Origin of the sequence: Rickettsia sp. Tenjiku01, from assembly GCF_001653015.1 — a bacterium.
Taxonomy (GTDB): Bacteria; Pseudomonadota; Alphaproteobacteria; order Rickettsiales; family Rickettsiaceae; genus Rickettsia; species Rickettsia rickettsii.
This window is the reverse complement of record NZ_BCMR01000024.1, coordinates 1-5,000: the sequence shown is the minus strand read 5'-3', so window position 1 is coordinate 5,000 and position 5,000 is coordinate 1. Positions and strand designations below refer to the sequence as shown.

The window sequence follows — 5,000 nt, the reverse complement described above, 5'->3', positions numbered from 1 at the left end:
TATTGCAATGTGGTTATTATTAATATTTGGAAATTATGATCCTGAAGATTATTACTTAAAGCCGGTAAAGCCGATAAAATTATTTCATTGGTCTTTATTATTTGCTTTAATGTTTGGAGCAGCTATTTATCACGGTTCAAAACAAGATAATTCGGTAACTAAAGGATTCAGGGTTACTTTTTTATTTATTAATTTATATACAAGATTTTTTGAATACAACTCATAAAGCAGTATTTTTACAATTCTAGGAATAAGCTTTTGGTAGCTTGGAAGTAAAGCAGAGAAAATTTGGAATCTTACTGCAAAAAAATAATTAATATATAAAGTTCTGCTTTTGTAAGGAACGTATATATTCAGATAGAACTTAAAAAATTGGCAGCAATGTCTTTGTAAGCCCTCGAATGCCGAACATTTCATAACTGCTGTTGTTTCTTGTCTGTGGCTTCTCTGTTCTTGTTAGCTATAAATTATAAGGTTTTTTTGAAATAGGATATATCCTCTCAAAAATATTATTAATTTTCGTTATAATAAATACCCTACAATAATATTAAAAAATATTAAGGGTAAAATATATGAATTACTTAGGATATGGTGGTATTGCTCTTGGAACAATACTTGCAATAGTAATATCATTTAATGTGAATAAATCAATATTATGGGCTTATTATTCATGGATTTTTTGGATGGTTTTATATTGTATATTATTTGTTATTTAGAAAATAGACTTCTTGCATAACCTCCTTCTAAAGACGATTTGTACGTCAATCCGGTACTCGCATCCTCACGTTACTTGTGTGTACGCTGCGGTGGCAAGTGCTTCCGTCTTTCTTTCAAGTCCCTCTTTCTAAGATAGGTTATGCAAGAAGTCTAATAATAGGAATCATCTACAAGAATAAAAGCTTTCAGTTGCTTTAAAGAGTGAAGTTTGTTAATCTCTATAAAAACATATTTGAGATTATATGATAACTACATATTTAAAGGAAAATAGTTCTATAGTAAAAAATGCAGAATATATTATTAATGAATCCACATTATGGATTGATTTATTCAATATAACAGATGAAGAAAAAGTAATAGTAAAAAATACATTAAATATAGAAATACCGACTTTAAAGGACATATCGCAAATTGAGATTTCTGAGAGGTTATATGTTGAAAATGAGGCGTTATATCTAACTATTACGGTACTCGTTAATAAAGAGCAAGAATTTCCTGAAACACATTCTATAGTATTTATTTTGCATAAATGTTGTCTTATAACAGTTCGTTACGTAGAATTAATACCCTTTAATGACTGTATAAATAAATTTGCTAAGCAGCTTAATAACAAACATAATGCAGAAAATATTTTATTTATGTTACTTCGTAATATGGTAACAAGATTATCGAATATTGTACAGTCGATTAGTATTGATATTGATGATTATGGACGTTTAATACTTGATAATAATATTAATGATTTGCGTATAGATCATACCAATGTATTAAAGAAAATAGGTCGAAAAGGTGATTTACTTTCTAAAAGCCGTGAGTGTTTATTTTCTTTAACTATGGCTATTCAATATATTTTAAAATCTCCACAAATAACTCACAATAAAGCATCTAAGGATCTATTAGATACATTGCTTCGAGACGTAGACTCAATAATTAATTTTTCACAATTTATATCTAGTGAGATTGCAAGAACCCTAGACGCAGCACTCGGTATGATTGCAATTGAACAAAATAATATTATTAAAATTTTTTCGTTGGTTACTATATTTTTTCTTCCACCCACTTTAATAGCTAGTATTTACGGCATGAATTTTACCGTAATGCCTGAGCTTAAATCACCGTATGGTTATCCTATAGCCTTATTCTTAATGTTATTATCTACAATTATTACCTATAAATATTTTAAGAAACGGAAGTGGTTGTAAGTTTTTATTGAGAATAGTTCGATAGAATTTTGCATAAAAATCAATGACCGTATTTTATAGTCAATTGATTTGGACTTACCTACATCATTACTCGTTGCTTTCCTATTAGTTATAGGTTTCGTGCCTTGCGCCTTTTATGCAAATCTCATTGAATTGACTATATTACCAACAGTTAAAATTTCTTAAATTTCAATTTAATAATAATTAGGATTTAAATATGAGCGAATTAGATTTTGAAGTAGAAAAGACAAGTTTTGTAGTAAGCATTATTGATGCTATTGAAGAGTATATAAAAGCAGAATTTTTATTTGACTATGAAAAGTAAAAAGAAAATTTTCAATATATCCAAGGTGATTTAAATAATTTTGAATTGCCTGAGATTATTAAAAATTCCGGAGTCATGCAAGAATTCTTTAGATTAAAATCAGAATTTAGGAAATATATTAAAGATAAAAATTATGAATTTTTTGCAGCAATATATAAAAAATCAAGTATATCTATAGAAGAGAAAATTGTAGAAATAGATACAAAAATAGAGCGTATTAAAAACGATCAACCTGAAAATGAAGAAAAAAAGGCTTGGGAGTAGAATAAGAGTAATGAATTAGAGCGAAAAGTAATAGAAGAGGTGTATAAGAAAAAACAAGATAAGGAAAGTATAGATAGTTATAAACAATTAGGGGCAAGGGTACAAGCGGTAAGCGCTAAATCATTAATAGAAAAGATGGAAGATCATTTTTTAGTGCAAGAGACAATATTAAGTGCAGAAGAAATGAAAGCTATTATTTCAAATCATGAATTATTAAATACATTAGCTAGTTATAATGATATAGCTCGTGCAAATGCAGTAACAAAATTATTTGAAATTGCTCGTAATTATTATGAAGATGATAAGCACAAAGGCATCAATGAACTTGGAGCAATAAACGATACAAACAAAAACAACTTATCTGCTTAATGAAAATATTTAAAAATTATTGAAACAAAAGCAACTTAGTTTTAAAGATATTGATTACGTAGTTGGTCATGAGTTAGATAAGTTATGTGAGTTAATAGCAGGAAATAGTACAATCCTTACTTTTAATAATGATCAAATACATAACAATAATGATTTTTTTGATTTAGCAATATTAGATAGGTTAGAAGAAATGCTCAAAAAGTGAGCTGATGATTTTACGGTAAATGATGAGCGGATAAAATTCTATAGAACACTAACAGAAGCAAATAATAAAAAATTCTTTTTTGAAATTGGAAGTTAATAAAATGGTGTTCTCCGATACCATAACTTATAAGGAACTATTGCAGTTGTTACCTAGTAAAAATTTTATTAGATCTCTTAAAAGATAGAAATTTATATAAATTAACAGAAAAAATGACTATTTCTAAAAATGAGTTACTTGAGATGTCAAAAGAGGCATAAGAAAATTATTTAAAAGAAATAAAGGTTGAAGATTGTTTAGATATTCATTTAGACTCTATGTATATGAATACTCTTAAACTTATTATAGCATCAAATGTGATTATTAGTAATATCTCATTCAATTCTGATACTACCGTAATTATAGAAGCAGGAAGGTCTTTGAATATCGTTGGTACACTAAATCTAGTATCAGGCAGTACTTTAAATATATCTAGTGAGGGTACTTAGGGTCAAATATTGTTTCAAAAGGTATAATAGAAAATATAAATAATGGTCAATCAGTAATTAAGGAATCACTTCTGAAATTCTTTTAAATAATACTATTGCACTCAATTTAAATTTTATGGAAGAAAATACGGATAGTAATTCAGATACAACAATATTGGGCAATACTGATCCGGAGATTTAATAAATAATATTGCAAGTTCTTTCTAAACTCTATTTTTATTCGCAACTAGGGATAAGATTGTTTTAAATCTTATCCCTTGTTTGCCGGTTACTTTATAGCCTTATTTTCAATGCTATTATCTATAATTATCAACTCTAAATTTTTATAAATACTATATAGCTTTATATGATTTTTTCTTATTAAAAACTTAACAGCTATGAATAAAATACCAACTCTATCTTGACTTTTATAAAAATTGCCATATTATGTGGTAATTCCCATAGAATATGATAATTAAGTTAATTATATAAGGATATAAATATGCAACAAATATTGTTTAAAGGCCCGAATATCAGTATGACAAATGAAAATCCTGATATCAAGGAAATAAAAACCTTAGCTGACTTACCTTCAGGTACAAGTAGTGAATATTTTATAAATGCACATGGATTAGAGTTTAAACCTAGTAATTTAGGTTTATGGGGAAAAATTAAATCATATTTTATGCCTGAGCCTTCTTACTTATTAATGAGTATATTTTCTGATGAAGGTACAAATGTTGTGTTAGATGTTACACTGCTTAATAAAATACAAAATAATATCACTGCAAATCAATGTAATATTGTTCATATATTTTCTTGTCATTCAGGAGCCGCTCAACATCATTTAGATTGGATACAGGGCAACATGGTGTTATGCACTTATAATAAGGCCAGCGATGTAAATATTATACGATTAGCTCAAAATAATTACGATGCTAGAACAAAGAATGACTGTTTATTGATTGAATATATAAGAGATTATTTTCATCTATTAGTAGCATCAGATTTTAGTATAAGCTATAAATTAGACAATCAAATTTATAGTTTTTCTTTAAGTGCTAATAAAATTAAAAATATGAAAAGCATAGAGGAGTTGCCGGTTTTTCTACATACAGAATATAAAGCTTTTGTAAAATTTTATAAAAATATTCATGCGCAATATCATGAATCATATCCTGAAATATTTAACTTAAATATAGAAACAAAGCCGAAAGAATTAACATACAATGACTTAATCAGGGTATTTAGTACAGCTTTAACCTTAGAAACATATAATTTTAATAAATTTTCTCTAAGCAAGATAGAGACTATGTTAAATCAGAAAGGATTATACACTGATACTAGTATAGGGTGCGCTATAGCGCACGGGAATTCTGAACTATTAATGTGTTTACTTAATTATGGTAATACTAAAGTAAGTACCTATAATCTTAATAAGGCTATAGAGAAAG

General features: G+C 27.3%; 5 protein-coding genes and 3 pseudogenes (1 of these 8 running past the window's edge). 7 read left to right on the top strand and 1 reads right to left on the bottom strand.

From position 1 onward, the window contains the following. Together TENJIKU01_RS07940 and TENJIKU01_RS06025 are read left to right on the top strand one after the other, a co-directional pair. A protein-coding gene (locus TENJIKU01_RS07940) for a hypothetical protein (protein ID WP_082894544.1) crosses the window boundary here: on the top strand, positions 1 to 226 show its 3' portion. The gene continues 158 nt to the left of window position 1, outside the view; 226 of the gene's 384 nt are visible here — the last part of the coding sequence; the start codon falls outside the window, past its left edge; it ends in the stop codon at positions 224 to 226. A gap of 733 nt (positions 227 to 959) precedes the next feature. After that, entirely contained in the window at positions 960 to 1,919 is a 960-nt protein-coding gene (locus TENJIKU01_RS06025; protein ID WP_064429587.1) for a magnesium transporter CorA family protein, read from the top strand. Between the two features lie 52 nt (positions 1,920 to 1,971). Here the strand turns inward: TENJIKU01_RS06025 and TENJIKU01_RS10815 are convergent. Then, positions 1,972 to 2,053: pseudogene (locus tag TENJIKU01_RS10815) on the bottom strand (palindromic element RPE2 domain-containing protein); the annotation flags it as partial. 83 nt (positions 2,054 to 2,136) lie between these two features. Here TENJIKU01_RS10815 and TENJIKU01_RS10810 point away from each other — a divergent pair. The 5 genes and pseudogenes from TENJIKU01_RS10810 to TENJIKU01_RS06000 all read left to right on the top strand — a co-directional run. Next, positions 2,137 to 2,508, top strand: a pseudogene (locus TENJIKU01_RS10810) (hypothetical protein). 39 nt (positions 2,509 to 2,547) lie between these two features. Continuing rightward, positions 2,548 to 2,877: a hypothetical protein gene (locus tag TENJIKU01_RS06015; RefSeq protein ID WP_227780069.1), complete on the top strand. Its 330-nt coding sequence runs from the start codon at positions 2,548 to 2,550 to the stop codon at positions 2,875 to 2,877. Positions 2,878 to 2,896: 19 nt separating this feature from the next. Further along, on the top strand, positions 2,897 to 3,082 hold the full coding sequence (locus TENJIKU01_RS06010) for a hypothetical protein (RefSeq protein WP_064429586.1): 186 nt from the start codon (positions 2,897 to 2,899) through the stop codon (positions 3,080 to 3,082). Between the two features lie 314 nt (positions 3,083 to 3,396). Further along, a pseudogene (locus TENJIKU01_RS06005) lies at positions 3,397 to 3,653 on the top strand (hypothetical protein). Between the two features lie 395 nt (positions 3,654 to 4,048). Beyond that, positions 4,049 to 5,000 (top strand): hypothetical protein (locus tag TENJIKU01_RS06000; RefSeq protein WP_064429585.1); only part of this gene is annotated, 952 nt, incomplete at its 3' end.